Below are 23,907 nucleotides of genomic sequence, written 5' to 3' on the forward strand. Positions count from 1 at the left end.
ATGACTGCCCGGCGGGCCGGGCCCCGCCCGTCGCCTGCACCGGTCCGACATGCTCGCTCATGGGACGTATCGTGTCACCTGGCCGGGCCCGCTGGGAACCGGAACCCGGGCGGTCGACCCGACCCGTCCCTCACCGTGCGTACTGCACGTCGGCGCGCTCGCGAGTGAACCCGGCGCGGCGATAGGTGCGGATCGCCGGCGCATTCTCCCCCTCGACGTACAGCTCGATCCGCACAAGATCGCGGGCCGCGAACGCCGTCATCGCATGCGCGGTCAGCACTGTGCCCACCCCGCGCCCCTGGGCCTGAGGATCCACGCCGAGGGCGTAGATCTCCCCCACCCGTTCACCGTCATTTCCCTCGATCTTCACCCACATGCTGCCCAGCAGCCGGCCGGTCGCGACGTCCTCGGCGAGGAAGAGCACATCCGGGTCGAACCAGGGCTGCGCCATGCGCTGCTCCAGGTCGGCACGCGTGAGCCGGCCCTGCTCGGGGTGATCGGCGAAGGCGCGGGCGTTCAGGGACACCCACGCGTCCTCGTCCCGGCCCACCTCGAAGGGCCGCACCCGTACGCCGGGATCCGCGGCGGGCTCGGGTGCCGAGCGCGGCGGGGGCGCGGTCATCACCCACAGGTCACGCACCCGGCGCATCCCGCGCGAGTCGGCGAGCGCCTGGGCCGCCGGCAGGTCCCCGTGCGCCCACACCCGTCGCTCACCCGTCAGCGCCGCGTCCAGCAGCGCGCCACCGAGGCCGCGGCGGCGCTGCTGCGGCGCGACCACGAGCTCGATGGAGTCACCGTCCACCTGCGCGTAGGCGCCGGTTCCCGACGGCGAGGCCACCAGCAGGTGCCGGGCGCCCCTGCCGTGGTCCTGCTCGGGCAGGTCCAGGTTGAGCAGGGTCTGCTCGGAGAGCGCCTCGACCCCGTCCGCCTGCTCGGCCTCCTCGGCGAGGGCGCGCACGGCCCGGGCCTGCGCCGGGGTGAGGGACGCCGTCGGGGAGGGCGCGTGCGTCATCAGTCCAGCTTCCCGGCGCGGCACAGCGTGGCGGCCTGCTCGAGATCCTCGGCCGTCTCCAGCAGCGAGCCGGCACGGCGCGTGAGCTCGGAGGCCCGGGCGTCGTCGGAGAGTTCGAGCCAGTCGGCGTCCATGGCCGAGCCGGCGGCCAGCACGCGCAGGAATGCTCCGGCGCGGTCTAGCGCGACGGCCAGGTCCCCGCGGAAGATGCCGTGGAGGACCGCATCGGCGACCGCCTTGATCTCCTCCGGTCCGATGGGCCCGGCGACGCCGGCGATCACGCCGGCCACCTCGGCCCGGTGGACGCCGAGGTGGTAGCGCTCGGCGATGGTGCGCGGATCGCGGCGCGTCCACTCGCGCAGCACGTACAGCCGCCACAGCGCTCCGGGGAGGGTGTCGGCCGGGCTGCGCGACCACAGCTGTGCGAGCAGGTCCAAGCCCTCGGTGTCCACCAGCTCGACCAGCCGGCGCACCATGGCGGCGTCGGCCTCGGGGCTGCCCGCCTGATCGGGTGAGCGGGCGCCGTGCACCAGCGCCGCGGCGGTGGTGTGCGCCAGCTCGTTGCGCTCGGCCGGGTCGGGCTCACCCGGGATGGCCTCGGCGACCTCGGCTGTGAGCATCGCGGGACGGCGGAAGCTGGGCCTCGTCACTGCCACTCCTCTGGCTCGGGGTCGGCGTCAGCCGAAGTTCTGGGCCTCACCACGATACGTCGCCACCGTGGAGATCACCCGATCGGCACGGACCAGGTGCACGTGATCGAACCGTTCCATCAGCTCGCCCGCCTTCGCGTGACGCATCCACACCCGCGCACCGACGGCCGGACCACTGCGGCCGGGCGGGTAACGCAGCGGCGTCTGCACCTCGCCGGCCCCCTCGGAGGCGAGCAGCCGCGAGCCGTCCACCGAGCGGGGCAGCCGGTCGGCGCCGGGCGGACCGGAGGCGACGTAGCCGCCTCCGGCGACGGTGGCGATCCGCGGCGCCGGGCGGCGCACCACGTCCAGGCCGAAGAAGGCCGCCGGGCGCGGGGCGAAGGAGTCGTAGCGGTCGAAGAGCGTGGGGCACAGCAATCCGGACCCGGCTGTCAGCTCGGTGATGGTCGGGTCACTCGCCGTCTGCTGCAGCGACCCGGTACCACCGCCGTTGACCAGGACGTCGCGGCCGAGGTGGTCCTCCAGCGCGGCGACCACCGCCGGGCGGCGGCGGGCGAGATCGTGCAAGGACAGTCCCTTCATCACCGCCACCAGCGGGCTGCGCAGGCCGGAGGCCATGCGGTCGGGGCCGTCGGGGACGCCGGCCACCTGCGCCTCGTAGAACATCACGCCCCGCACCCGGAGCCGGCCGGTGCGCTCGATGGCCCGGGCCAGGCGCACCACCTCCTCGGGGCGGCGCAGACCGGACCGGCGCACGCCCAGGTGCGCCGTCAGCGGCCCCAGACCCAGCCGGAGGGAGGCGTCGACGTCGATGCAGACCTGGATGGGCGGGCCGTCGGTGACGCCGGAGCGCATGAACGCCCGCTCCAGCAGGGCGACGTGGGAGACGTCGTCGACCATCACGGTGATCACGCGCCGGGCGCGTGGGTCGGCCGCCAGCCGCGCCAGCCCGCCACGATCCACGCTCGGGTAGCCGACCAGCACGTCCGCGACCCCATGCTCGGCGAGCCACAGCGCCTCGGCCACCGAGTAGGCCATCACCGAGGTGAAGCCCGCCGCCAGCGCCCGGTCCAGGAGCGTGCGCACCCGCACCGACTTGGAGGCGAGCCGGAGCGGCAGGCCACCGGCGCGCGCGAGCAGATCGGCGGCATTGGCGTCGAAGGCGTCCAGGTCGACAACCGCGACGGGCCCGGCCACACCCCGCAACGCCCGCCCCCAGGGTGCCGGCCGCCGACCCTGCTCACGGATCTGTTGCCGGCCTTGCTGTCGGACCTGCGCTGACGTGCCCCCCGGCGCAGCACCCTCCCGTGTCGTCCTCACGACGTCATTGTCCCTCATCGGCCGCGGGTCCACGATGCGGACGTTCCAGGGGTCACGCCGTGGGGTAGCCGGGTGCGAACTAGCGTCATCGACATGGTCCGGCACCTGGCTCGCGACCCAGACCCCGCACCCGACAGGCCCGCCGAGGAGCACTCTCATGACCGGCCACACCACCGCGTCAGCCACATCTGCGGCTGACGCCCCGACTACGCAGCAGCGCGGTGAGGCCGCCCCGCGCCCGGCCCGGCCGAAGCGACCGAACGGGCAGTGGAAGGTCGACGGCACCGAGCCGCTCAACCACAACGAGGCCTTCAAACAGGAGGACAATGGGCTCAACGTGCGCGAGCGGATCGAGCAGGTCTACTCCAAGGAGGGCTTCGACTCGATCTCAGGCGATGACCTGCACGGCCGGTTCCGCTGGTGGGGCCTGTACACCCAGCGCAAGCCCGGTATCGACGGCGGCCGCACCGCCACGTTGGAGCCGCACGAGCTCGAGGACCGCTACTTCATGCTGCGGGTACGCATCGACGGCGGCGCGCTCACCACCACCCAGCTGCGGGTGATCGCCGGGATCTCCACCGAGTTCGCTCGGGGCTCGGCCGACATCACCGACCGGCAGAACATCCAGCTGCACTGGGTCGAGGTCGAGGACGTGCCGGAGATCTGGCGCCGGCTCGAGGCGGTGGGCCTGGGCACCACCGAGGCGTGCGGAGACGTCCCGCGGGTGGTGCTCGGCAGCCCGGTGGCGGGCATCGCCGCCGACGAGATCCTCGACCCGGGCCCGGTGATCGAGGAGATCAACCGCCGCTACCTGGGCGTGCCGGAGCTGGCGAACCTGCCCCGCAAGTTCAAGACGGCGCTGACCGGTCATCCCAGCCAGGACGTGGTGCACGAGATCAACGACGTCGCCTTCGTCGGCCTGGTCCACCCCGAGCTGGGGCCCGGTTTCGACGTCTGGGTCGGCGGCGGGTTGTCCGCGAACCCGCGCCTGGGCGAGCGCCTCGGGGCCTTCGCCACCGCCGAGCAGGCACCGGACGTGTGGCATGGGGTCGCGCAGATCTTCCGCGACTACGGCTACCGCCGGCTGCGGAACAAGGCCCGCCTGAAGTTCCTGCTGGCGGACTGGGGGCCGGAGAAGTTCCGACAGGTGCTGCAGGAGGAGTACCTGGGCTACGAACTGCCCGACGGCCCACCTGCCCCGCAGCCACGCACGCCCGGCGACCACGTCGGCGTGCACGCCCAGAAGGACGGCCGCTTCTACGTCGGGGCCGCCCCGTACGTGGGGCGGGTCAGCGGCGAGGCCCTCGCGGACGTGGCGGACCTGGCGGAGTCGGCGGGCTCGGAGCGGATCCGGCTCACGCCCCACCAGAAGTTGCTGGTGCTGGACGTGCCGGAGACCGCCGTCGAGCGGGTCACCGAGGGCCTGCGGGCCCTGGGCCTGGAGACCGACCCGAGCCCTTTCCGGCGCAGCACCATCGCCTGCACGGGGATCGAGTACTGCAAGCTGGCGATCGTCGAGACCAAGCAGACGGCCACTGAGACCATCGACGAGCTGGAGCGGCGCCTGGCGGACGTGCCGGACCTGCGGCCGCTGACGATGCACCTCAACGGGTGCCCGAACTCGTGCGCCCGGATCCAGACCGCCGACATCGGCCTCAAGGGCCAGCTCGTGATGGACGACGACGGCGAGCAGGTATCCGGCTTCCAGGTGCACCTCGGCGGTGGCCTGGCCTCCGAGACGCGGGACGAGGCCGGCCTGGGGCGGACCGTGCGCGGGTTGAAGGTGACCGCGCAGGATCTGCCGGACTACGTGGATCGGGTGACGCGGCGCTACCTGAGCGAGACGAGCCCGGAGGCGGAGGAAGGCTCCTCAGCCGACCGCGAGTCCTTCGCCTCGTGGGCCCACCGCGCGGACGAGGAGGCCCTCAAGTGAGCGTGGGCGAGGCGAGCCCGCTGGCCACGCTCCGGCACGCGGCGCAGGAACGCCGGCAGGCGCGCGCGGCCTCGCGTGCCGCCCATCAGGAGCGACGATCAGCCGCCCGGCCGAAACGGTCGGCGACCGAGCTGCAGGAGGTGGTGGCCCGTGGCCAGGCGCTGCTGGGCGGGAGCGGGATCGGTGAGACCGACGAGGCGAGCCCGGCGCAGGTGGCCGCCTGGGCCGCGCAGGAGTTCGGGGTGCACCTGGCGGTGGCGTGCTCGATGGCCGATGCGACGCTGCCGCACCTGATCTCCCGGCACGCGCCGTGGGTGGACGTGCTCTTCCTGGAGACCGGCTACCACTTCGCCGAGACCCGCGGCACGCGGGACCGGGTGGAGCTGGAGATGGACGTCACCGTGGTGGACGTCCTGCCCGAGCTCACCGTGGCCGAGCAGGACGCCGCGCACGGCACGGACCTGTTCGCCCGCGATCCCGCCGCCTGCTGCGCGATGCGCAAGGTCGAGCCCCTGCACCGCACCCTCGGCGGCTACGAGGCGTGGGTGACCGGGGTGCGACGCCAGGAGGCGCCCACCCGGGCGCAGACGCCGCTGGTGACGTGGGACGAGAAGAACGGTCTGGTCAAGATCAACCCGGTGGCCGCCTGGACCGACGCCGACCTCACCGGTTACGCCGAGGAGCACGGCGTAATCCTCAACCCGCTCCTGGGTGAGGGGTACCCCTCGATCGGGTGCGCACCGTGCACGGCGCGCGTGGCCCCCGGAGCCGACCCCCGATCCGGCCGCTGGGCCGGGCTCGACAAGACGGAATGCGGACTGCACACATGAGCATCGACGTGACGACTGCCCCGACCGCGGGAGCCGGCCTGGCGAGCACCGACTCGCCCGGCAGCTACCGGCTCACCCGCGCCGAGGCGCTGGAGAGCGAGAGCATCCACCTGATCCGGGAGGTGGTGGCCGAGTTCGAGCGGCCGGTGCTGCTCTTCTCCGGCGGCAAGGACTCGGTGGTGATGCTGCACCTGGCGGCCAAGGCGTTCTGGCCGGCGAAGGTGCCCTTCGGGGTGCTGCACGTGGACACCGGGCACAACTTCCCCGAGGTGCTGGCCTACCGCGACCGCACCGTGGAACGGCTGGGGGTGCACTTGCACGTCGCGAGCGTGCAGGACTACGTCGACGACGGCCGGCTGCGCGAGCGCCCCGACGGCACCCGCAACCCGCTGCAGACCCTCCCGCTGCTGGACGCGATCACCGGCCACAAGTTCGACGCCGTCTTCGGCGGCGGGCGCCGGGACGAGGAGAAGGCGCGAGCCAAGGAGCGGGTGATCTCCCTGCGCGATGAGTTCGGGCAGTGGGATCCGCGCAACCAGCGCCCGGAGCTGTGGAACCTCTACAACGGCCGGCACCGGCCCGGTGAGCACGTGCGCGCCTTCCCGCTGTCGAACTGGACCGAGCTGGACGTGTGGAGCTACATCGAGGCCGAGGGCATCGACCTGCCGCACCTGTACTACGCCCACGAGCGGGAGGTCTTCGACCGCGACGGGATGCTGCTGGCGGTGGGCGAGCACGCCCGCCCCCGCACCGACGCCGAGCTGGCGAGCGTCCGCACCGAGCAGGTGCGCTACCGCACCATCGGCGACATGAGCTGCACCGGGGCGGTGCTCTCCGGCGCGGCTGACCCGGCCGCCGTCGTGGCCGAGGTGGCCGCCACCCGCATCACCGAACGCGGCGCCACCCGCGCCGACGACAGGCTCTCCGAGGCCGCCATGGAGGACCGCAAGAAGGAGGGCTACTTCTGATGAGCACACTCACCGAGGCCGCGGCGCTCGATCCGACCGCCGCCGACCCCAGCGCCATCGATCCCACCGCCCCCGGCACGCTGCTGCGCCTGGCCACCGCCGGGTCCGTCGATGACGGCAAGTCCACCCTCGTGGGCCGGCTGCTGTACGACTCCAAGTCCGTGCTCGCCGACCAGTGGGACGCGATCGAACGCGTCTCGGCCGGCCGCGGCCAGGAGTCGGCGGACCTGGCGCTGCTCACGGACGGCCTGCGCGCCGAGCGCGAGCAGGGCATCACCATCGACGTGGCCTACCGCTATTTCGCCACCCGGACCCGTTCGTTCATCCTGGCCGACTGCCCCGGGCACGTGCAGTACACCCGCAACACCGTGACCGGGGCCTCGACCGCGGACGCGGTGGTGCTGCTGGTGGACGCCCGCCACGGTCTGCTCGAGCAGACCCGGCGCCACCTCGCCGTGGTGGGGTTGCTGCGGGTGCCGCACGTGGTGGTCGCGGTGAACAAGATCGACCTGGTCGGTTACTCCCGCGAACGCTTCGTCGAGCTGGCCGAGAAGATCCGGGCATCCGCCGCCTCCCTCGGGATTCCGCACGTGCACCCGATCCCGGTCTCGGCGCTGATCGGCGACAACGTGGTCACCCGCGCGGAGCAGTCGATGCCCTGGTACGAGGGCCCGAGCCTGCTGGAATTGCTGGAGGCGCTGCCGGTCGCCGACGCCCCCACCACCGAGGCGTTCCGGATGCCGGTGCAGTCCGTGCTGCGCCCGCAGGGTGCTGCGGTCTCGCCCGAGTACAGCGAGTACCGGGGCTACGCGGGGCAGGTCGCCGCCGGCGTCGTGCGCGTCGGCGATCCGGTGGTGATCCTGCCCGGCGGCCGGCACACCACCGTCGAGGGCATCGACACCCCGGGAGGGGAGCTGGCGGAGGCGTTCGCACCGCAGTCGGTGGCGATCCGGCTCAGCGACGAGATCGACGTCGCCCGCGGGGACCTCATCGCCGCGGCCGCCGACGCACCACGGCCGGTCAAGGAGCTGACCGGTACCGTCAGCTGGCTCAGCGACCAGCCGCTGCGGCCTGGCGCCCGGGTGCTGCTCAAGCACACCACCCGTACCGTGCGGGCGATCGTCACCGAGGTGCTCGGGCGGCTCGACCTCAACAGCGGCGCGACGAGCCCGGCCGAGGCGCTCGAGCTCAATGACATCGGCACGGTCCGGGTGCGGTTGGCCGAACCCGTCGTGGCCGAGGACTACGCCACCTCCCGGCGCACGGGTGCGTTCCTGCTGATCGACGCCCACGACGGCAACACCCTCGCGGCGGGGATGGCCGGCACTCCCTGAACAGAACTGACGTCCCTCAGCACACCTGTGCCAGATGCGGCACGGCATCGCTGAGGGGCGTCGGTTGTGTTCGCGGCACAATGAGCCGATGACGGCGCACACCTGGCGCAACTGGGCCGGCACGGCCACCGCCCGGCCCAGCCATGTCGCCCGGCCCCGCGACGAGGGCGAGGTGGCCGACCTGGTGCGGGGCGCCGTCGAGGCCGGTCGCACCGTGCGGGCGGTCGGCGCCGGGCACTCCTTCACCCCGGCCGCCGCCACTGAGGGCACGCTGGTGCACCTGGACGCCCTGGACCACCTGGAGTCCCTCGGCCCTCCGGCGGCGGACGGCTCCCGCCTGGTGACCGTGGGCGCCGGGATCCGCCTGCACGCGCTGTGCCGGAGGCTCGCCGCCCACGGACTCGCGCTGGAGAACATGGGCGACATCGATCGCCAGTCCCTCGCCGGGGCGATCTCCACCGGCACCCACGGCACCGGCGCCCGCCTCGGCGGGCTGGCCACCCAGGTGCACGGACTGCGCGTGGTCACCGCCGACGCCCGCATCCACGCCGTCCACCCCGGGGCCGGCGACGGCGGAGCCTCCCTGTTCGAGCTGGCCCGCCTCGGCCTGGGCACAGCCGGGATCCTGACGGCGATCACGCTGCGCTGCGTGCCCGCGTTCACGCTCACCGCCACCGAGGCCCCGAGGCCGTGGCGCGAGGCCCTCGCCTCCCTCGAGGACCCGGCCACTGCCGACCACGTCGAGTTCTACTGGTTCCCCGGCACCGCCGTAGCCCTGACGAAGACGAACACCCGCGACGGTGCCGCTCCCCCACTGGCCCCCGCGCGCCGGCTGCTGGAGGACGAGCTGCTGGCCAATGGGGTCTTCGAGGTGACCAACCGGATCGCCACCGCCGTGCCGGCCCTGACGCCGCGCCTCAACCGCCTTGCCGCCCGCGCGCTCGGTGCCCGGACCTACACCGCCCCCTCCCACGAGGTCTTCGTCTCCCCGCGCCGGGTGCGCTTCGCCGAGATGGAATACGCCCTGCCCGTCGAGGCCCTGCCCGAGGCGCTCGGTGAGGTGGACGCCTGGCTGCGCCGCAGCCGCGAGAACGTGCCGTTCCCGATCGAGGTGCGCGTCGCCGCCGCCGATCAGGTCTGGCTCTCGACGGCGTACGGCCGGGCCACCGGATACGTGGCGGTGCACCAGTACCACCGCCTGCCCTACGCCCGGTACTTCCGGGCGATCGAGGCCATCATGCGCCGCTATGACGGTCGACCGCACTGGGGGAAGCTGCACCGCCGTCGGGCCGATGACCTGGCCCACAACTACCCTCGGTGGGCCGATGCCCTGGCCGTGCGCGAGCGCCACGACCCGGCCGGGGTGTTCGCGAACGCCTACACCGACCGGGTGCTCGGGGCGCGGGTGGGTGGCATCCGGGGCAGGTAGCATCGCTACGTCGTAGACGTCACGTCGATGGGAGCCCCGGTGCGACGCATCGTGTCCGCGGAGCTGAACGTGACCGCGGCGATCGGTACCACGCAGATCGCGCTGCAGGTCGCGCTCGCGCGCGTGCCCGGGCTGGTGGTGGAGGAGTCGCTGGAGATCCTTCAGGACGGCCGGGCGCTCGAGCCGGAGGAGATCGCGACCGGCCGGGGCGAGCGCATGCACGTGCTCACGCTCGAGCGGACGGCGAGCGAGGCCGGGAACGTGAGCGTGACCTACCGGGGCAGCGCGCAGACGCAGGCGGGCGCCGACGGGGAGCGGACGAGCCCCGCGGATCTGATGGCCTACCGGCGGCCCAGCCGCTACGCCCAGTCGGATGAGCTGTTCGTGACCGCCCGCCGCGAGCTCGGCGGACGCCACGGTCTGGAGTTGGTCCACGCCGTCGGCGACTGGGTGGCCGCCCGGGTGCGCTACGTGCCCGGATCGAGCCGGGTGACCGATGGTGCCGTCGCGACACTGCTGCAGGGGCAGGGCGTGTGCCGGGACTATGCCCACCTGGTGGTGGCGTTGTTGCGGGCTCTCGACGTCCCGGCCCGGCTCGCCGCGGTCTACGCGCCGGGCCTGCGTCCGATGGATTTCCACGCCGTCGCCGAGGCGTGGGTGCAGGGGGCCTGGTACACCGTCGATGCCACCCGGATGGCGCCGCGGGCCTCATTGGTGCGGATCGCCACCGGCCGCGACGCCGCCGACACCGCTTTCCTGTCCGCCTACGGCGCCGGCATCCGGATGGGCCACCAGGCGGTCACCGCCGTGGTCGAGGGCGACCTTCCGACCGAGGATCCGACGGCTGCGGTGCAGATGCCGTGACCGAGCCGGTCGCCCGGGAGACGACACAGGAGAAGTGGGCCCGCCGCTTCGCCGTGCCCGTCCTGGTGGCCGCACTCGCGGCGGTACCCGCGCTGTTCCTGACGCTGCTACCGCAGCCCTGGACGACCGTGGGCCTGGTGGTCAATGTCCTCTCCGGGGCGGTCCTCACGGCCGAGACCGTCGTGCTCTTCGCGGTCTCGGCGGACAAGCGCGCCTGGCTGCGCACGCACTGGTGGCTGGTGCTGGTGACCGCGCTGGTGCTGGTCAGCGTGGTGCTCGCACTGGGGCCGCTGCAGATTCTGCGGCTGGTGCGGGTGGTGGCAGCACTACGGGTGCTCGGCGTCGGCAGGATCCTCAAGTCCGGGCGGGTGCTGGTCAACCGGATCGAGGGAGTGCAACCGGTCCTGCCGCGCGGTATCGCGGCGGGTCTGGTGCTGATCTTCTCCACCGTGGTGCTCGTGGATCCCGACTCCCCCAGCCGGCAGCTGCTGTCCGACGTGCTGCCCTCAGACGCCGCCGTGGTGGTGGCGGTGATCGGCGGACTCGCCCTGGCCGCGGCCACCTGGCTGGTGCTGCGCGGGAGCCGCGAACAGCAGGAGGACCGGCCCGGCGTGGACGAGGAGGCGAGCAGCGGACAGCGCGATGACTGACACACCGGGCGCGGGCCCCACGTCCCGCGCTGGCGTAGGCTGGGCGCCGCCGCTGCACGCGGCGCGGGCCTCTAGCTCAACTGGCAGAGCAACGGACTTTTAATCCGTGGGTTGTGGGTTCGAGCCCCACGGGGCCTACTGCCGGGGTTGCGGTGCGTGATCGGTGGACCGGGCCGGCTCGTCCAGCTCCTTGAACGCGGCGAGCCCCCCGGCGGCGAACATCGCCGATCCGATGAGGAACGACCAGTTCGCGAGCGCCTCGGCGGACGGCGCCAGACCGGCACCGCTGCCGAGCAGGAACAGCGCGCTCCCGAGCAGGTTCGCCGCCGCGGAGACCGTGCCGATGTCACGGGAGGGCCAGGACTCGCGCAGGTACAGGTAGCTGGAGATGACGAATCCCACCGACCCCGCGGTGTTGAGCGCTGCCACGAGGGTGCCGAGCTGGGTGGTGAGGGTCTCGATCACCATTCCCGCCTGGAACAGCACCGCGGCGGCCGCCCCCTGCACCATCGAGGCCCTCCCGGCGACCGTGGCCCAGAACTGCTCGAGGCCGCGAGGCTCGACGGCGCCCCACGCCTCCCGGACCGCGAACGCGGCGCCGACGCTGAAGATCGTGGCGCCGATGAGGTTGCCGGTCCGCACCCACAGCGCGTCGGCACCCGGTCCGGCGATCGCGCCGAAGGCGGCGGCGATGAAGAGCACCGCACCGGCGGTGAAGCTGACCGCCATCCAGAAGGAGGCGTCACGGGTGCTCAGGGAGCGGGCCGGCGATCGCGCCCGCCGGGACCAGCGCTCGCTGAACTCCAGCGTGCGCCCTTCCACCTCCGCTACGGCGTGCACCACGATCCCGTGGACGCGCGTCAGCTCCCGGTGCTCGAGCTCGAGGACGTCAGTGGGGCGTTGCATCACTCCATCATGGAACAGGTGATCCACGGCCGGGGCGCTCACCTCCCGGTCTCGGATGACACAGTAGGCGTAGGAGATCGGACGACGGAGGTTGAGGATGCGGATGCGTGTGCTGGTGCTGGTCTGGGGCGGGCTGGTGCTCGCGTGGGCGGGCGCGGCCGTCTTCGGGTGGGGCAACGCCGAGACCGGCTCCGCCGAACCGCTGCTGCAGATCCGCGGGGTCGGCGATCTCGTGCCCCAGGACCTGCAGGCCCAGGTCAGCCCCGAGTACTACCTCGGCGAGGGGCACCTGCTCGTGCTCATCGCCGTCTCTGCCCTGAGTGTGCTGCTGCCGCTGCGTGCCAAGGCGCTGCGCGTGGTGGCAGGACTGGCGTACCTGGGCGCCGGGGGCTACCTCGGCTACACCGCCTGGTCGGGCAATCCCCCGGCCGAGGTCGGCACCGAGGTGGGCTACGGCGTGGCCGCGGCACTCGTGCTCGCCGGCATCCTGTTCTTCGCCGACCGGCGCGGTGCCGTCGGGGTGGTGGCGGGCCTGGCCGCACTCGCCGGTGCCGTCTGGAACACCCATGCGGTGGTGCAGGTCGCCCTGCCGGACCGGCCCGGGCTCGGGGCCATCTGCCTCACGATCGGGTTCGTGCTGGTCGCTGCGGGGGCCTTCGCCACCCTCGGCGAGCGGCGGGCCGGACGCAACCGACGGCGCTGACGCGATCCTTGCCATATCTGGCACGGTGAGTTCCTGGAGCGTCAGTTCGGTTCGGTCTGCCAGGGCGCACGCCGGTGCTGCCTGCGGGCGAGGATGGCGGCGAGCTCCTGCTGGGTGTGGTCCCAATCCACCCAGACCTGGGTGTAGCTCAACCGGGTCACGCGGTATCCCATGCGCTGCGCCAGCAGGTCTCGTCGCCGATCGTTCTCGTAGTCCGCGGCGAGACTGTGGTGCTGCCTGCCGTCGACCTCGATGATCCAGGACTGCCCGACGAGCATGTCCACGTGACCGACCCCCGGGATGCGCGCCTGCTGCCGGAAGTCGACGCCGCGGCCGCGAAGCCACCGGGCGACCCTTGTCTCGGACCCGGACTGGCTGGTCCGGTGGATCGTCCCGATCTTCCGGCGTCTGGTCTCGTGGAGGTCGCCCAGGATCTCCGGTAGCTCGGAGGGGCGCAGCAGGCGGCGGTCCAGAGCTGACTCCAGCAGTATCGCCGCGTGCTCGGCACTCAAGCATCGCGCCGCATGCCTCAGCGACAGGTGTAGGCCGGCGATCGGCTCGCGATCCGGCCAGGCGTCGATGCAGGGCAGGTGGGTGACGAAGCCCCGCAACGTCCGCCCCCGCCGGGTGTAGGCGTGGGGCTCGGCTGCCCACGGCACCCAGAGGCCGTGCAGGCGAGCTGCGGAGACGCACGTGAGCCGGCCGCCCGCCGCGAGCGCAGCGACCGCACCGGCATCGGCCGCTGCGGTCGCATACCACCCGCGGGCCACGCGGCGCAGGTCCCCGCGGCCGCAGAGCGCGCGGATCTGCTTCGGGCCCAGCCCTCGTGCCCGCAGGTCGTCTCGGGAGTAGATGCCGTGGTCTCGCTGGGACATGCGGCCACGGTGGACCGGATCACGTGGCCGCGCAGAGACGCCGAGGTGGGACTGTGGACAGACCGACATCGGCCGGCACGGCCCGAACTGACGGCTCTGGAGCACGCCGTGACGATAGTGGCGCGGGTGCGCCGTGGCGCGTCAGTTGCGACCCGGTCAGGAGTTGGGGTCGCGGAACTTCGCCATCGGGTCCGGGTCACCGAGCTTGTTGATGCCGAGCCGGCTGGCGTCGCTCACGTCGCCCTGTCCGCTGGTCAGGTGCGTGGTCTCGCCGACCACGTTCTCGCGCGCCCGCGCCAACCGGTTGCGCTGTTCGCGCAGCAGGCTGAGCAGCCGTGCGGACATCACCAGGGCCCCGATGATGACGACGGCCACCATGGCCGCCACCATCTGACCCGTCGTGATCGCGCCGAAGACCATGGCGAGCACGAGGGCCGCGAGCACCGCCCCCTCGATCAGGGCGAAACCGATGAGGAACCGCGTGATCGCTCCGCTCTTGCCGGACTGACCTGGCTGGTAGCTCATGGGGGCATTCTTCCACGCGCGCCCGGCGCGCGCGAGGCTACGCTCGGGTTCCATGAGCACCGCAGCCTCCCGCCCGGCGCCCGCGGCGGCGCGCCTGCGCCATGTGCTCAACTGGCTCAACCTGGCCACTCCCCTGGGCCTGGCCCTCGCTCGCGCCGGTGGTGCCCGGCGGCGGCCCGGCCCGATGCTACTGACGCTCGCGGAGGGCTACCGCTGGCCCTTCCCGACCGGCGGAGCATTCACGGTCGGCGATGTGGTGATCACCCGCACCACGGTCGCACACCTGCAGCGGCGCCACCCGCGCGTGCTGCGGCACGAGGAGATCCACAGCCGCCAGTGGGCCTACTGCCTCGGCCTGCCGTTCCTGCCGCTGTACGGACTGGCGATGGGCTGGTCCTGGCTGCGCACCGGCGACCGCGCTGCTCGGTGCTTCTTCGAGCGGCAGGCCGGGCTGGCCGACGGCGGCTACCGGGACGTGCCGCTGCGGGCACGGCGACCCTGACCGCGGGTTCGGGCCCGCGGTCAGGGTCACCGGCACCCCGTCCCCCGGTCCGGTGGCTCCGCTACCTCTCCATGAGGCGGGACCGGGCCGGGTGATACCTACCGGGGCGGTGAACCCCAGAGCTGGTCGGGCGGGTCCTCCGCCCGGGTGATCCGGAGCACCGCCTCACCTCGTGCGGACGGCGCCAGGTGCAGTCGGAGCCGCGTCAGTCGCTCCCCCCAGACCTCGCTCATCAGCGGATCCTCGAGCGGCATGTCCTCCAGGTCGGCCCCGGTGACGTCCCCCGACCACGCGAGCCTGACCGGGTTCGCGCCCTCGAGCGGGACGATGTCGGCGCGGGTTCCGGTCAGCGTCACCTCACCGGCGAGCATGAGGTGCAGGGCGCTGGGCCGCTCCGGCATCGCGGCGAACTCCCACCGGTCGGTCAGCAGCACCTCGGATCGCTCCCACCTCGCCTCCCGGTGCCAGTGCCGGAGCAGCGGGACGTCGTGGACGCGCGCGAGGTCGAGGCCGATCGTGGCCTGCTGCTCGTCGAATGTCATCTCGAGCGCGCGGGCATCCCGACCGGCCTCCTGCTGGTGGCCGGCCACGACCGGGACGTTGTGCCACTGGCTCTGCATGGCCCAGAACTCGTACCGCTGCGGACCGAACATCCCGGCCCGGTAAGTCAGGCGACCCGGATCGACCAGGACGGGGACGCCGTCGGAGGCCACGATGACCGAGCCGACGTCCTGGTGGTTGTGGCCTTCGCCGTTGTGGCCGCCCTTGAGCACGAGGGTGAGCCCCCGGGCCGAACCGGCCTGCTCACGCACGAGTCCGAGCTGCAGGTCCGGCAGCCAGACCTGCGCCGGCAGTGGCGGCTCGGCGATCACCCGATCTGCCTCGATGGGCGCATCCAGCGCGCCGATCACGCGGGCCAGGTTCATCGGCCAGTCGGCCGAGATGCCGACGGCGGACCCCCGGCTCCGCGCGTACCGTTCCGCATCGTCGTCCCCCACCCGGCGCGCCCAGCGCTCCAGCACGTGCCAGGGCACGTTGGTCTGGGGCTGGGCGGAGGAGTCGGCCACGTTCACGTGCCAGGGGCCCCCGAGGTGCATGCGGTGCGGGAAGGCGACGGTGGCGCCGATGACGGGCAGGCCGGCCGCCGTCAGTGCGCCCGCGGTGACACGCTCGAGCAGGTCCAGCGCCTCCAGCGCCCGGCCGACGCCCTCCCACCAGTAGCCGTACCCCTCGTCCACGGAGCCATCGGCCGGGATGGTCCGCAGGTACCGGTCCAGCCCGACGACGGCCTTGGCCACCACCGCGCTGCGGCGTTCGGACGGCACCATCAGCTGGACCGCGGCGGCGATCACGTTGCCGCAGATCCACGGGCACCAGTTGTTCATGTCCTCGCCGAACCAGGGCCAGTCCTGGTCTAGGAACGGATGGAGCACCCGGGCGCCCGCCTCCGCGCGCATCCGCACCCGCAGCCCCGGGTAGTGCTCGTCGAGGGCCGGGCCGAGCAGGCGGTCGACCCAGGCCAGCTGGGCGGCGATCTCCCCGGCGCCGAGGTCGAGCCAGGGGTCGATGGGCGGCACGACGGTTCCGGTGCGCGCCGGGGCGGGATCGTGCGCCACCCAGCACCAGGATGTCTGCTCGCACAGCAGCAGCACCCCGTCGGCCACCTCGTCCAGCAGTGGCACCAGCCGGTCCGGCGGCGCGGCGGCGGCGCGGACGGCGGCACGGGTGAGCCGGGCCTGGCGGCCACGGACCCGGTCCTCGTGACTGGACCGGTCGCCGTCGCGGGTGAAGCGGGCGTAGTGGGAGGCCTGCGGGGAGGGCCAGGGCTCGGCCTGCTCCTCTTCGGCGAGGCCGATCAGCTGGTCGAGATCGGGGCCCGGCTCCCACCGGGCGGGCGCCGGCAGCGCGTCTGCGAGGAGACCGGCCAGCGACGAAGGCGCAGCCCTGTCACCCCAGTGGGTGAGCAGCGGTCCGGGAGAGGTCACCGGGTCAGCGAATCGCGTCCGCGCAGGGGCGTCAAACCGGTGGCCGGCACCCGCACCGATACCGGCCGCACGCTCATCGAGATCGCAGTGCCGTGCGGATCAACGGGATCTGCAGCGGCAGCCTGGCCACCGACACCGCGGCCGGCACCCACGCCGAGCCTCCGCGGCGGCGGGCGCGCCGCACCATGTCCAGGCTCATCTGCATGTTCGCCGGCCACACGGCCAGCAGCAACGCGGCACTGGCGATACCGGCCGCCGCTCTGGTGCGTGGGTGGAGCAGACCGGCGGCGCAGACCAGCTCGGCGACGCCCGAGGCCACGACGAGCTGCCGGTCCCAGCGGCGCAGGGGCCCGGGGATGATCGGCTCGAAGGTGGCCGGGCGCACGAGGTGCAGGACGCCGGAGGCGGCAAAGGGTCCGATGAGCATGAGGTCACGAGGCACGCCCTCAGACTCGCACGGGCCAGCGGCCGGCGCCGCCCGACTCCCTGTGACGCCGCAACGGTGCCTCCACGCCCGGGGCCAGCTCCTACAGCCCTTGCCAGTCCGGCTTGGTCTCGTACGTCTCCCGGTAGTAGTCGGCCAGCTGCAACCGGGCCGCCGCCGCGGGATCGACCAGCACGGACACGTGCGGGTGGTGCTGCAGCACGGATGCGGGCCACATCGCCGAGACCGGCCCCTCGACCATCTGGTGGATCGCCTCGGCCTTGTGCCGGCCGGTGGCCACCAGCACGAGGTGACGCGCCGCCTGGATGGTGGCCAGCCCCTGGGTGAGGCAGTGCGTGGGCACCTTCTCGATGTCGTCGTCGAAGAAGCGGGCGTTGTCCACCCGGGTCTGCCGGGTCAGGGTCTTGATCCGGGTGCGCGAGGCCAGCGAGGATCCCGGCTCGTTGAACGCGATATGGCCGTCGGTGCCGATCCCGAGAATCTGCAGGTCCACGCCACCAGCAGCCTCGATCGCCGCGTCGTAGTCGGCACACGCCTGCGGGATGTCCGCCGCCAGACCGTCCGGGCCCTGCACGGCCCCCTCGGCGAAGTCCACCCGGCCCACCAGCTCGGTCTCGATCACGTTCCGGTAGCGCTGCGGATGGTCGGCAGGAAGACCCACGTACTCGTCCAGCAGAAAGGCCTTCGCCCGGGCGAAGCTGACCTCGCCACGCTCGTGACGGCGGACCAGCTCGTCGTAGACGGCCAGCGGTGAGGACCCGGTCGCCAGGCCGAGCACGGCATCGGGCTTGCGCTGCAGCAGCGCAACGATCGCGTCGGCGACGATGCGCGCACTCTCGGTGGGGCCGGGTTGAATGATCAGTTCCATGAGGTCAGTCTCACAGAACCGTCGGGGTCGTGTGGCTCCTGCCTCAGTCCTTCCGGCGGCCGGCCACACCCATGAACACACCGAGCAGGATGATCGCCGCGACGACCGAGATCGCGAGCCGGATCCAATCGATCCCGCTGGTCTCGTCCACGCCGAGCAGCCCCGCCAGGACGTAGCCGATCAGTGCCCCGGCGATACCCACGAGGATCGTCCAGAGCACACCGATCGGCTGCTTGCCCGGCTTGAGGAACCGTGCCAGCACACCGATGACGGCACCGAAGACGATCAGACCGATGACCTCACCCATGATGTCCATCCGTTCTCTCACCCGCTTCGCGGCGGTGCGCACCCGTGTGCGTGGCGACAGACTCCCACGGCACCTGACCCGCCGTCCGCGGAACGCGTCCTTGACCTTCTCACCGTGACAACCCGTTGACTCAGCAGCGAGGAGGCACACCATGACCCACCCACCACCCACGGAGTTCGAACGCGCCCTCGCCGCTCGCGACGCGTCCAGCCGTCTGCGCGCGGCGATGCTCGCCGGGACCTATCCGGCCCCGGAGCAGGTCGACCCCCTGATCGCGCGGTGCGCGCTCGAGTCCGACTTCTTCGTCCGCGACATGCTCACCTGGGCCCTGACTCGCCACCCCGAGCACCTCACCGTGCCGCGGCTGGTCGCCCGGCTCACCGACGCCGGCGCCCAGGCGCGCAGCCAGGCGCTGCACACCCTCTCCAAGATCGGGGCGTCACGGGCGTGGCCGGCCGTGCGCCGGCTGCTCGACGACCCGGTCGACGAGGTCGCGCGCAGCGCCTGGCGAGCGGCCGCCGTGCTGGCGCCCGCGCTCGAGCGACCGGAGACGCTCGCGCTGCTGGCCGGGCGGCTCGGGCGCGGGACCCTCGAGACGCAGCAGAGCCTGAGCCGAGCGCTGATCACCCTCGCCGGCTCCGACGAGCACACCCTGTCCGAAGCGCTCCGGGCGGCGCCGGATACCCCACAGGCTCGCGAACACGCCGCCGCCACCGAGCAGCTGCGCGCCGATCCGGATTCGGGATTCGCTCTCGCGCACGCAAAGAAGGTGCGGGCCCTGGCATCATCGCCGGATGCTGATCGGTGAGGTCGCCCGCCGCTCGGGCGTCAGTGCCCGGATGCTCCGGCACTACGACGCCCTCGGCCTGGTGCGGCCGACCGGACGTTCGGCGGCCGGGTACCGGGAGTACTCCGGCGAAGATGTGCGGCGCATCCTGCAGGTGGAGGCGATGCGCTCCCTCGGGCTCTCGCTGCGTCAGGTCGAGCACGCGCTGGCGCACCCCGGAGCAGCGCCCTCGGACCTGATCGGTGAGCTGATCGAGCAGGCGGAGGGCCGCCTGGTGCGCGAGCAGGAACTGCTCGCCCGGTTGCGAGCCGTCCAGCACGGGCGCCCGGCCGAGTGGGAGGACGCACTGCGCCTGACCGCCCTGCTCGGTGCACTGACCTCCCACAGCCCTCACCGGCGGCAGCGGGCCGCACTGGCCGACGGCGGCACACCGGCCACGCTCGCCGGCGCACTGCTCACCGAGACCGAGCTCAACACCGCAGGAGCGATGCGCTGGGCGCTGGCCCGGTCCGGCCCGCACGCGCACGCCCACCTCGCACCGGGCCTGGAATCCCTCGACGTCGAGGTGCGGCGGCGGGCGGTGCGGGCGCTCGCCGCCCTACCCGGGGAGACCGCCACACCGCTGCTGGTGCGCGCCCTGACCGACCCCGACCTCACCGCCCGTGGCCAGGCCGCGCTCGCCCTGGGCCCGCGCGGTGACCGCGCCGCGATTCCCGTGCTCCTCACGCTCGTGCGGGACGGTCCGAACGACGTCGAGGCAGCCGAGGCCCTCGGCCTGCTCGCACGCGACGGCGCGGCGCAGCAGATCGTCGCCGGGCTGCGGGAGGCCGCCCACGGCGCGGGTGCCGGCACGCGCCGCCGCATCGCCCAGGCCCTCGCCGAGCTCCCCCCGACCGAGGCCGCCGAGTTGCTGGAGGACCTGGCCCGCGACGACGACCGCTCCGTCTCACTGACCGCCGCCGCCGTGCTCGCCCGGCACGAACGGAACTGACGTGCCTGGAGCGGTCCGCGCCATAGGTGGCACGGACTGCGCCCGGCACGTCAGTTCGGTTCGGGTCGCTTCTTAGGAGCCGAGATCCAGACGGCGGCGCTCACCGCCAGCGTCCCGGCCACCTCGCCCCAGGTGGGCACCTGACGCAGGAGCAGTACGCCGATCACCGCCGCCGATACCGGCAGCAGCGCGTTCAGGAGGGCGAAGGTGGCGGTGCCGAGCCGCTTCAGGGTGACCTGGTCGAGGCTGTAGGGGATGACCGTGGACAGCAGCCCGACCCCCAGCAGCAGCAGGGCGATCGGCCAGGTCATGGCCGTGAGGGTGCCGCCGGCGAGAAACGGGCCATAGAGCAGGGAGGCGACCGTCAGGCCCACCGCCAGCGAGGCGACACCGCTGCGCTGAGTGACGATCCGGCCACCGATCACCATGTATCCGGCCCACAGCACCCCGGCGCCCAGGGCGGCGGCCAAGCCCAGGGCGAGCTCCGCCGTCGGTTGCTGCCCGTTCCAGTCGAGGCCCACGAGCGAGATCGCCAGCACCCCGGCGGCGGCCAGGACCACGGCGAGGCGGTGGCGGGTGCCGCGCCCGCCGGCGGCGGCCACCACGACCGGCCCGGCGAACTCCAGTGCGACCGCCGCACCGAGGGGCAGATGGTCGATTGCGATGTAGAACAGGATGTTCATCCCCAGCAGCACCAGCCCGAACACGGCCGTCTGCGCGAAGGTCCGGCGCGTCCAGCTCCACCGCCACGGCCGCACCAGCACCAGCAGCACCAGCGCCCCGACGGCGCCCCTCGCCCAGGCCACCGACGGCGCCGGGATCGTGGCGTACAGGCCCACGGCGAGCGCCGCGCCGAGGTACTGACTCACACCGGCGGTCAGGAACAGCGCCGGGGCGGGGACGCGATCGAGCGGGGCCTTCACCACGTCACGGTCACCGCCAGGGCCCGGTGGTCCGAGACCGGCAGACGCCGGGCCCGCACCTGGCTCACCTCGGCTCCCCGGACCAGGACGTGGTCGAGCTGACGGCGCGGCGTGGCCGCCGGGAACGTGAGAGCGGCCGGCAGGTGATAGCCACGGGCGATGGGTCGCGTGGCCCACGGGTCGAGGTTCAGGTCCCCGCAGACCAGGGCCGGTTCGGACGCCGCAAGGCCGTCGATGCTGCGCAGCAGCCGTCCGAGCTGCACGGCGGCCATCGGGGCGAGCAGCGAGAGGTGGGTCGAGCACACCACCACCGGCCCGGCCGGGGTCTGCAGCACCGCGACCAGGGCCGCCCGGGGCTCGTCCTCCCACCGGGCGATCCGGCCCGCGCGCCAGGACGGCAGCGGCACCCGGATGCGGGGGTAGCGCAGCACGAACCAGGCGAGGACCGGGTGGCGGGAGACCAGGGCCACCCCGTAGGCGGGACCGGGGTGGCCACCCGATCGCGCCGGGATCTGCCGGGCTCTCGAGCGGACATCGCCGGTGAGCGTGGCCGCGTACCGCACGTGCGCCAGGCCCAGGGAGTCGGCCACCAGCCGGGCCTGGTCCTGCCCGCCGCTACGCGGTTGGCCGCGGTCCACCTCCTGCAGTGCCACCACGTCGGTCTCGATCCCGGCCACGGCGGAGGCGAGACCTGCTGCGTCGGTGGGCTGCGCCGTCCTTCCGTCCAACCCCCGCTGGAGGTTGAGAGTGAGGACCCGCAGGCTCACGCCCGGTCGGTCTCGTCGGCGGTGTCGAAGGTGAGCGAGACGGAGTTCATGCAGAAACGGTCGCCGGTCGGGGTCTGCGGGGCATCGTCGAAGACGTGGCCCAGGTGCGAGCCGCAGCGCGCGCACCGCACCTCGGTGCGGACCATGCCGTGGCTACGGTCCTCGATCAGCTCCACGGCGTCGGAGTCCTGCGGGGCGTAGAAGCTCGGCCATCCGCAGTGGGAGTCGAACTTGGTGGTGGAACGGAAGAGCTCGTTGCCGCACGCCCGGCAGCGGTAGATGCCCTCGCGGTTCTCATCCAGCAGCGCGCCGGTGCCGGCCCGCTCGGTTCCCGCCTGGCGCAGCACCGCGAACTCCATCGGGTTCAGCTCGGCACGCCACTCGTCCTCGGACTTGCTCACCTCGTACATGGTCCTCATCCTCCCACCGGCGGCTGCCGGTTCGCAGGGCGCTCGCCCGGTCCGGTCCCGCGCGTATCCCTGATGGTCAACAACCGGATCGGTCCAGGATTCCCGGGATGGGGAGGCCGCCCCCGGTCACGAGGCAGAATGGACCGGGTAGCCGCTGCGACCCCTTGGAGAGTGCCTCACCCATGCGTGTGCTCATCACGAACGACGACGGAATCACCTCACCAGGGCTGGCGATCCTGGCCCACGTGGCCGCCGATGCCGGCCATGAGGTGCTCGTGGCGGCCCCGAACAAGGAGTACTCGGGGTTCTCCGCGGGCCTGCAGGGGGAGCAGGAGGAGTCCGGCAACCTCCGGCAGAGCCCCGGCCGCCCGCCCGGGCTGCGCGAGGACATCGAGGCGGTGGGCGTGCACGGCAGCCCCGCGCTGATCGCGATCGTCGCCGGCATGGGTGGACTCGGGCCGCGACCGGACCTGGTGCTCTCGGGGATCAACCTCGGCCCCAACGTGGGCCCGGCCATCCTGCACTCGGGCACCGTGGGCGCGGCCCTGGCCTCGGCCGCCCAGGGGATCGCCGCGGTGGCGTTCTCGATCACCGGCCGCGAGATCGTCCACCCCGAGACGGCCACCGCCGTGGTCTCCGAGGCCTTCGGCTGGGTCACCAGCCACCCGCAGGACGGCCGCGTCCTCAACATCAACATCCCGGACGTACCCCGGGCCGAGCTGCGGGGTCTGCGGACCGCCCAGCCGGCGCGTTTCACCCTGGAGGAGGGTGAGCGCGAGCGCCAGGTCACCAACCTGCTCTTCCGCCCGTTCTCCAGCGAGGACGTCACCTTCGACCCGGACTCCGACGCCGGCCTGCTGGCCCAGGGCTGGGCGACCGCCACCCTGCTGCGCTCCCACGTCCACGACGAGAGCGCCGCGACGATGCCCGGCTTCGACACGCAGGAGGTCATCCGATGACATGGTTGGTCACCGGCGGAGCCGGGTACATCGGCGCGCACGTGGTGCGCGCGTTCACCGAGGCCGGCATCCCCGCGGTGGTGGTGGACGACCTCTCCAGCGGGATCGAGTCGTTCGTGCCCGAGGGCGTCCCGTGGGAGCGGGCCTCCATCCTCGACACCGAGCGCCTCACCCAGGTGCTGCGCGAGCACGAGTGCGCCGGCGTGGTCCACGTGGCCGGATTCAAGTACGCCGGGGTGAGTGTGCAGCGGCCGCTGCACACCTACACCCAGAACGTCACCGGCACGGTGAGCGTGCTCGAGGCCATGGCGGCCGCCGAGGTGGGCTCGATCGTGTTCTCCTCCTCCGCCGCCACCTACGGCACCCCGTCGGTGGACCTGGTGACCGAGGAGACACCGACCACACCGGAGTCCCCCTACGGGGAGTCCAAGCTCATCGGTGAGTGGCTGCTCGCCGACCAGGCGCGGGCGACCGGGTTGCGGCACACCTCGCTGCGGTACTTCAACGTGGTCGGCTCCGGCTCACCCGACCTGCGCGACGTCTCACCGCACAACTTGTTCCCGCTGGTGATGGACGCGCTGGTCGAGGGCCGCACCCCGAAGATCATGGGCACCGACTACGACACCCCCGACGGCACCTGCGTGCGCGACTACATCCACGTCAGCGATCTCGCCGAGGCCCACGTGAACGCCGCCAGGTCGCTGGCCGTCGGCAATCCGGTGCTGCCGGTGTACAACCTCGGCAGCGGCGACGGGGTGTCCGTGCGCCAGATCATGGACACCATCGCCGCCGTGACCGGGATCGACTTCCAGCCCGAGCTGGTGGATCGCCGCCCGGGTGACCCGGCGCGGATCGTCGCCTCCGGGGAGGCAGCGGCGCGCGACCTCGGGTGGCGGATGACGCACACCCTGGAGGAGATGGTCGCGAGCGCCTGGGACGCACGGCAGCGGGCGGGCGCCTGAGC

26 protein-coding genes and 1 tRNA gene are annotated in these 23,907 nt (G+C 72.9%); 14 read left to right on the plus strand and 13 right to left on the minus strand.

Translation table 11 applies throughout. The annotated features are described in order from the left end of the window. Positions 1-130: 130 nt before the first annotated feature. From mshD to LQF12_RS14100, 3 genes are read right to left on the minus strand one after another with little or no spacing between them, the layout of a single operon-like run. A complete protein-coding gene (mshD, locus tag LQF12_RS14090) occupies positions 131-1,012 on the minus strand; it encodes a mycothiol synthase (RefSeq protein WP_231053539.1) in 882 nt (293 codons plus the stop codon). Beyond that, positions 1,012-1,662 carry a hypothetical protein gene (locus LQF12_RS14095; RefSeq protein ID WP_354004679.1) on the minus strand — a complete coding sequence of 217 codons (651 nt, stop codon included), beginning with the start codon at positions 1,660-1,662 and terminating at the stop codon, positions 1,012-1,014. Before LQF12_RS14095 ends, mshD begins: the two co-directional genes overlap by 1 nt. A 27-nt stretch (positions 1,663-1,689) precedes the next feature. After that, positions 1,690-2,982, minus strand: a complete 1,293-nt coding sequence (locus LQF12_RS14100; RefSeq protein WP_354004680.1) for an alanine racemase — start codon at positions 2,980-2,982, stop codon at positions 1,690-1,692. A gap of 157 nt (positions 2,983-3,139) precedes the next feature. Here LQF12_RS14100 and LQF12_RS14105 point away from each other — a divergent pair, with 157 nt between their 5' ends. The 8 genes from LQF12_RS14105 to LQF12_RS14140 all read left to right on the plus strand — a co-directional run bounded on the left by LQF12_RS14105 (position 3,140) and on the right by LQF12_RS14140 (position 11,128). Further along, positions 3,140-4,915 (plus strand): nitrite/sulfite reductase, encoded by a 1,776-nt coding sequence (locus LQF12_RS14105; protein WP_231053540.1) that lies wholly within the window; start codon positions 3,140-3,142, stop codon positions 4,913-4,915. Between the two features lie 131 nt (positions 4,916-5,046). Next, positions 5,047-5,745, plus strand: a complete 699-nt coding sequence (locus tag LQF12_RS14110) for a phosphoadenylyl-sulfate reductase (RefSeq protein ID WP_435531244.1) — start codon at positions 5,047-5,049, stop codon at positions 5,743-5,745. After that, the gene (gene cysD / locus LQF12_RS14115; protein WP_231053541.1) at positions 5,742-6,713 is read left to right on the plus strand and encodes a sulfate adenylyltransferase subunit CysD; all 972 of its coding nucleotides are present in this window, start codon (positions 5,742-5,744) and stop codon (positions 6,711-6,713) included. Before LQF12_RS14110 ends, cysD begins: the two co-directional genes overlap by 4 nt. Then, entirely contained in the window at positions 6,713-8,047 is a 1,335-nt protein-coding gene (locus LQF12_RS14120; RefSeq protein WP_231053542.1) for a sulfate adenylyltransferase subunit 1, read from the plus strand. Before cysD ends, LQF12_RS14120 begins: the two co-directional genes overlap by 1 nt. An 88-nt stretch (positions 8,048-8,135) precedes the next feature. Further along, positions 8,136-9,476, plus strand: a complete 1,341-nt coding sequence (locus LQF12_RS14125; protein WP_231053543.1) for a D-arabinono-1,4-lactone oxidase — start codon at positions 8,136-8,138, stop codon at positions 9,474-9,476. Positions 9,477-9,515: 39 nt separating this feature from the next. After that, positions 9,516-10,340, plus strand: coding sequence for a transglutaminase-like domain-containing protein (locus LQF12_RS14130; protein ID WP_231053544.1), 825 nt, complete (start codon positions 9,516-9,518; stop codon positions 10,338-10,340). Next, a complete protein-coding gene (locus LQF12_RS14135) occupies positions 10,337-10,990 on the plus strand; it encodes a hypothetical protein (protein ID WP_231053545.1) in 654 nt (217 codons plus the stop codon). Before LQF12_RS14130 ends, LQF12_RS14135 begins: the two co-directional genes overlap by 4 nt. Before the next feature lie 65 nt (positions 10,991-11,055). Beyond that, a tRNA-Lys gene (locus tag LQF12_RS14140) sits at positions 11,056-11,128 on the plus strand. Here LQF12_RS14140 and LQF12_RS14145 read toward each other — a convergent pair. Beyond that, the gene (locus LQF12_RS14145) at positions 11,126-11,896 is read right to left on the minus strand and encodes a YrhK family protein (protein ID WP_231053546.1); all 771 of its coding nucleotides are present in this window, start codon (positions 11,894-11,896) and stop codon (positions 11,126-11,128) included. The two genes, LQF12_RS14140 and LQF12_RS14145, sit on opposite strands and share 3 nt — an antisense overlap. A gap of 103 nt (positions 11,897-11,999) precedes the next feature. On the opposite strand from LQF12_RS14145, the gene LQF12_RS14150 reads away from it, so the two are divergent. Next, positions 12,000-12,599, plus strand: coding sequence for a hypothetical protein (locus LQF12_RS14150; RefSeq protein WP_231053547.1), 600 nt, complete (start codon positions 12,000-12,002; stop codon positions 12,597-12,599). 41 nt (positions 12,600-12,640) lie between these two features. Here the strand turns inward: LQF12_RS14150 and LQF12_RS14155 are convergent, their stop codons facing one another. After that, positions 12,641-13,474 (minus strand): type IV toxin-antitoxin system AbiEi family antitoxin domain-containing protein, encoded by an 834-nt coding sequence (locus tag LQF12_RS14155; RefSeq protein ID WP_231053548.1) that lies wholly within the window; start codon positions 13,472-13,474, stop codon positions 12,641-12,643. 156 nt (positions 13,475-13,630) lie between these two features. Next, entirely contained in the window at positions 13,631-13,999 is a 369-nt protein-coding gene (locus LQF12_RS14160; RefSeq protein ID WP_231053549.1) for a hypothetical protein, read from the minus strand. A gap of 52 nt (positions 14,000-14,051) precedes the next feature. Between LQF12_RS14160 and LQF12_RS14165 the strand changes: the two genes are divergently transcribed. Continuing rightward, positions 14,052-14,501, plus strand: a complete 450-nt coding sequence (locus LQF12_RS14165; RefSeq protein WP_231053550.1) for a hypothetical protein — start codon at positions 14,052-14,054, stop codon at positions 14,499-14,501. Positions 14,502-14,599: 98 nt separating this feature from the next. Here LQF12_RS14165 and LQF12_RS14170 read toward each other — a convergent pair whose 3' ends face one another. From LQF12_RS14170 to LQF12_RS14185, 4 genes are all read right to left on the minus strand, one after another. Continuing rightward, a complete protein-coding gene (locus LQF12_RS14170) occupies positions 14,600-16,486 on the minus strand; it encodes a heparinase II/III domain-containing protein (protein WP_231053551.1) in 1,887 nt (628 codons plus the stop codon). Positions 16,487-16,559: 73 nt separating this feature from the next. Beyond that, positions 16,560-16,913: a DoxX family protein gene (locus LQF12_RS14175; protein WP_231055620.1), complete on the minus strand. Its 354-nt coding sequence runs from the start codon at positions 16,911-16,913 to the stop codon at positions 16,560-16,562. 100 nt (positions 16,914-17,013) lie between these two features. Further along, entirely contained in the window at positions 17,014-17,799 is a 786-nt protein-coding gene (gene nagB, locus LQF12_RS14180; RefSeq protein ID WP_231053552.1) for a glucosamine-6-phosphate deaminase, read from the minus strand. A gap of 43 nt (positions 17,800-17,842) precedes the next feature. Continuing rightward, complete coding sequence (locus LQF12_RS14185; RefSeq protein ID WP_231053553.1) at positions 17,843-18,106, minus strand: GlsB/YeaQ/YmgE family stress response membrane protein; 264 nt, start codon at positions 18,104-18,106, stop codon at positions 17,843-17,845. A 151-nt stretch (positions 18,107-18,257) separates the two neighbouring features. On the opposite strand from LQF12_RS14185, the gene LQF12_RS14190 reads away from it, so the two are divergent. Next, positions 18,258-18,914, plus strand: a complete 657-nt coding sequence (locus LQF12_RS14190) for a HEAT repeat domain-containing protein (protein ID WP_231053554.1) — start codon at positions 18,258-18,260, stop codon at positions 18,912-18,914. Then, positions 18,901-19,884 (plus strand): HEAT repeat domain-containing protein, encoded by a 984-nt coding sequence (locus LQF12_RS14195; protein WP_231053555.1) that lies wholly within the window; start codon positions 18,901-18,903, stop codon positions 19,882-19,884. Before LQF12_RS14190 ends, LQF12_RS14195 begins: the two co-directional genes overlap by 14 nt. A gap of 50 nt (positions 19,885-19,934) precedes the next feature. On the opposite strand, the gene LQF12_RS14200 is transcribed toward LQF12_RS14195, so the two are convergent. The 3 genes from LQF12_RS14200 to msrB are packed head-to-tail and all read right to left on the minus strand — an operon-like array spanning position 19,935 to position 21,984. Beyond that, positions 19,935-20,807 carry an EamA family transporter gene (locus LQF12_RS14200; RefSeq protein WP_231053556.1) on the minus strand — a complete coding sequence of 291 codons (873 nt, stop codon included), beginning with the start codon at positions 20,805-20,807 and terminating at the stop codon, positions 19,935-19,937. Beyond that, a complete protein-coding gene (locus LQF12_RS14205) occupies positions 20,804-21,574 on the minus strand; it encodes an endonuclease/exonuclease/phosphatase family protein (RefSeq protein ID WP_231053557.1) in 771 nt (256 codons plus the stop codon). Before LQF12_RS14205 ends, LQF12_RS14200 begins: the two co-directional genes overlap by 4 nt. After that, complete coding sequence (msrB, locus tag LQF12_RS14210; protein WP_231053558.1) at positions 21,571-21,984, minus strand: peptide-methionine (R)-S-oxide reductase MsrB; 414 nt, start codon at positions 21,982-21,984, stop codon at positions 21,571-21,573. The genes LQF12_RS14205 and msrB overlap by 4 nt, the downstream gene beginning before the upstream one ends. Positions 21,985-22,166: 182 nt before the next feature. Between msrB and surE the strand changes: the two genes are divergently transcribed. Further along, the gene (gene surE / locus LQF12_RS14215; RefSeq protein WP_231053559.1) at positions 22,167-22,943 is read left to right on the plus strand and encodes a 5'/3'-nucleotidase SurE; all 777 of its coding nucleotides are present in this window, start codon (positions 22,167-22,169) and stop codon (positions 22,941-22,943) included. Further along, positions 22,940-23,905 carry a UDP-glucose 4-epimerase GalE gene (gene galE, locus LQF12_RS14220; RefSeq protein WP_231053560.1) on the plus strand — a complete coding sequence of 322 codons (966 nt, stop codon included), beginning with the start codon at positions 22,940-22,942 and terminating at the stop codon, positions 23,903-23,905. The genes surE and galE overlap by 4 nt, the downstream gene beginning before the upstream one ends. Positions 23,906-23,907 lie beyond the last annotated feature (2 nt).

It is taken from the genome of Ruania suaedae (genome assembly GCF_021049265.1).
Lineage (GTDB): Bacteria > Actinomycetota > Actinomycetes > Actinomycetales > Beutenbergiaceae > Ruania > Ruania suaedae.

Bases quoted from the DNA above. Each gene is read 5' to 3' on its own strand.
- mshD (WP_231053539.1), bottom strand. From the start codon at position 1,012: ATGACGCACGCGCCCTCCCCGACGGCGTCCCTCACCCCGGCGCAGGCC.
- LQF12_RS14105 (WP_231053540.1), top strand. From the start codon at position 3,140: ATGACCGGCCACACCACCGCGTCAGCCACATCTGCGGCTGACGCCCCG.
- cysD (WP_231053541.1), top strand. From the start codon at position 5,742: ATGAGCATCGACGTGACGACTGCCCCGACCGCGGGAGCCGGCCTGGCG.
- LQF12_RS14120 (WP_231053542.1), top strand. From the start codon at position 6,713: ATGAGCACACTCACCGAGGCCGCGGCGCTCGATCCGACCGCCGCCGAC.
- LQF12_RS14125 (WP_231053543.1), top strand. From the start codon at position 8,136: ATGACGGCGCACACCTGGCGCAACTGGGCCGGCACGGCCACCGCCCGG.
- LQF12_RS14145 (WP_231053546.1), bottom strand. From the start codon at position 11,896: ATGCAACGCCCCACTGACGTCCTCGAGCTCGAGCACCGGGAGCTGACG.
- LQF12_RS14150 (WP_231053547.1), top strand. From the start codon at position 12,000: ATGCGTGTGCTGGTGCTGGTCTGGGGCGGGCTGGTGCTCGCGTGGGCG.
- LQF12_RS14155 (WP_231053548.1), bottom strand. From the start codon at position 13,474: ATGTCCCAGCGAGACCACGGCATCTACTCCCGAGACGACCTGCGGGCA.
- LQF12_RS14160 (WP_231053549.1), bottom strand. From the start codon at position 13,999: ATGAGCTACCAGCCAGGTCAGTCCGGCAAGAGCGGAGCGATCACGCGG.
- LQF12_RS14165 (WP_231053550.1), top strand. From the start codon at position 14,052: ATGAGCACCGCAGCCTCCCGCCCGGCGCCCGCGGCGGCGCGCCTGCGC.
- LQF12_RS14175 (WP_231055620.1), bottom strand. From the start codon at position 16,913: ATGCTCATCGGACCCTTTGCCGCCTCCGGCGTCCTGCACCTCGTGCGC.
- nagB (WP_231053552.1), bottom strand. From the start codon at position 17,799: ATGGAACTGATCATTCAACCCGGCCCCACCGAGAGTGCGCGCATCGTC.
- LQF12_RS14185 (WP_231053553.1), bottom strand. From the start codon at position 18,106: ATGGGTGAGGTCATCGGTCTGATCGTCTTCGGTGCCGTCATCGGTGTG.
- LQF12_RS14190 (WP_231053554.1), top strand. From the start codon at position 18,258: ATGACCCACCCACCACCCACGGAGTTCGAACGCGCCCTCGCCGCTCGC.
- LQF12_RS14195 (WP_231053555.1), top strand. From the start codon at position 18,901: ATGCTGATCGGTGAGGTCGCCCGCCGCTCGGGCGTCAGTGCCCGGATG.
- msrB (WP_231053558.1), bottom strand. From the start codon at position 21,984: ATGTACGAGGTGAGCAAGTCCGAGGACGAGTGGCGTGCCGAGCTGAAC.
- surE (WP_231053559.1), top strand. From the start codon at position 22,167: ATGCGTGTGCTCATCACGAACGACGACGGAATCACCTCACCAGGGCTG.
- galE (WP_231053560.1), top strand. From the start codon at position 22,940: ATGACATGGTTGGTCACCGGCGGAGCCGGGTACATCGGCGCGCACGTG.